This window comes from Kitasatospora sp. NPDC023120 (assembly GCF_055560835.1).
Map to the genome: position 1 here is coordinate 1 of NZ_JBVHHY010000109.1, position 1,628 is coordinate 1,628.

1 protein-coding gene is annotated in these 1,628 nt (G+C 71.7%); it reads left to right on the forward strand.

Annotated features, from left to right (window positions below):
• Positions 1-1,628: non-ribosomal peptide synthetase (locus ACZ3TI_RS40935; RefSeq protein WP_465735678.1), on the forward strand; the 1,628-nt coding region annotated here is incomplete at both ends.

Here is a 1,628-nt window from a genome sequence, read left to right on the forward strand (position 1 = left end):
CTGGGGGCGTTCGCCCACCAGGACGTGCCGTTCGAGCGACTGGTCGAGGAGCTGGCCCCGTCCCGTTCACTGGCCCGCACCCCGCTCTTCCAGGTGCTGCTGACGGTCCAGAACAACGCGCGGACGACCGCGGACCTGCCGGGTGTGCAGGCCGGCGGGGTCCCCGCGGGTGCCGCCGTCGCGAAGTTCGACCTCGACCTGGTGGTCAGCGAGGTCTTCGACGCCGATGGGCGGCCGGCCGGTCTGCGCGGTGGTGTGACCGCGGCGGCAGACCTGTTCGATGCGGTGTCGGTGGAGCGGCTGGTCGGTCGTTGGCTGCGGGTGCTGGAGGCGGTGGCCGTCGATCCGCAGCTGCGGTTGAGTGCGGTGGGGGTGCTGGACGAGGCCGAGCGCCACCGGGTGTTGGTGGAGTGGAACGACACCGACGCCGAGGTGCCGGCCGGTACGGCGCTGGAGCTGTTCGAGGCGCAGCTGGCGCGCACGCCGGACGCGCTCGCGGTGGTCGCCGAAGGCGTCGAGCTGACCTATCGCGAGCTGGACGGGCGGGCGAACCGGCTGGCGCGGCTGCTGATCGGTCGGGGTGTCGGTCCGGAGTCGGTGGTCGCCGTGTGCATGGAGCGCGGTGCAGATCTGCTGGTGGCGTTGCTGGCGGTGTGGAAGGCCGGCGGCGCCTACCTGCCGGTGGACGTGGCGTACCCGGCCGAGCGGATCGCCTTCATGCTTGCCGACGCCAACGCGGCGTGCGTCGTGACGGCGGCAGCCTCCCTGGAGGTGCTACCCGCGTCGTTGCCTGCGATCGTGGTGGTCGACGGGCCGTCGCTGCTGGCGGAGTTGGCCGAACTGCCCGACACCGCCGTGCTGCCGGGCGAGCGCAACGGCACCCTGTTGCCGCAGAACCCCGCCTACCTGATCTACACCTCTGGTTCCACCGGCACTCCCAAGGGAGTCCTGGTCGAGCAGGGCGCCGTCGCCAACCACATGCGCTGGATGGCCGACACGTTCGCCCTCGACGGGCGGGATCGCGTCCTGGCCCGAACAGCGCTGAGCTTCGACGCCTCGGTCTGGGAGGTCTGGCTGCCGCTGACGACTGGCGCCACGGTCTGCCTGGCACCGGTGGTGGTCACCAGGGAGCCCGCGCAACTCGTCGAGTACATCCGACGGCACCGGGTCACGATCGCGCAGTTCGTGCCGTCCCTGCTCTCCCTGGCGGTGGGCACGACCGGATACGGAACCGGTCTGTCGCTGCGGCGGGTGTTCGTCGGTGGTGAACCCGTCACCCCCGCTCTGGCCGCACAGACCGCCGCCTCCTGGTCGGTGGACCTCCACAACCTGTACGGGCCGAGCGAGACCACCGTGCAGATCGCCATGCACGCGTTCGACGCCGCCGCCGACGTGACCACCGTGCCCATCGGGCGCCCGGTCTGGAACAGCCGTGCCTACGTGCTCGACGCTGCGCTGTCCCCGGTTCCGGTCGGTGTGTATGGCGAGTTGTACGTCGCGGGCGAGCAGTTGGCGCGCGGGTACGCGCGGCGGCCGGGTCTGTCGGCGGAGCGCTTTGTGGCGAATCCGTTCGGGGCTGCCGGTGCGCGGATGTACCGGACCGGGGACCGGGTTCGGTGGACCGCGGA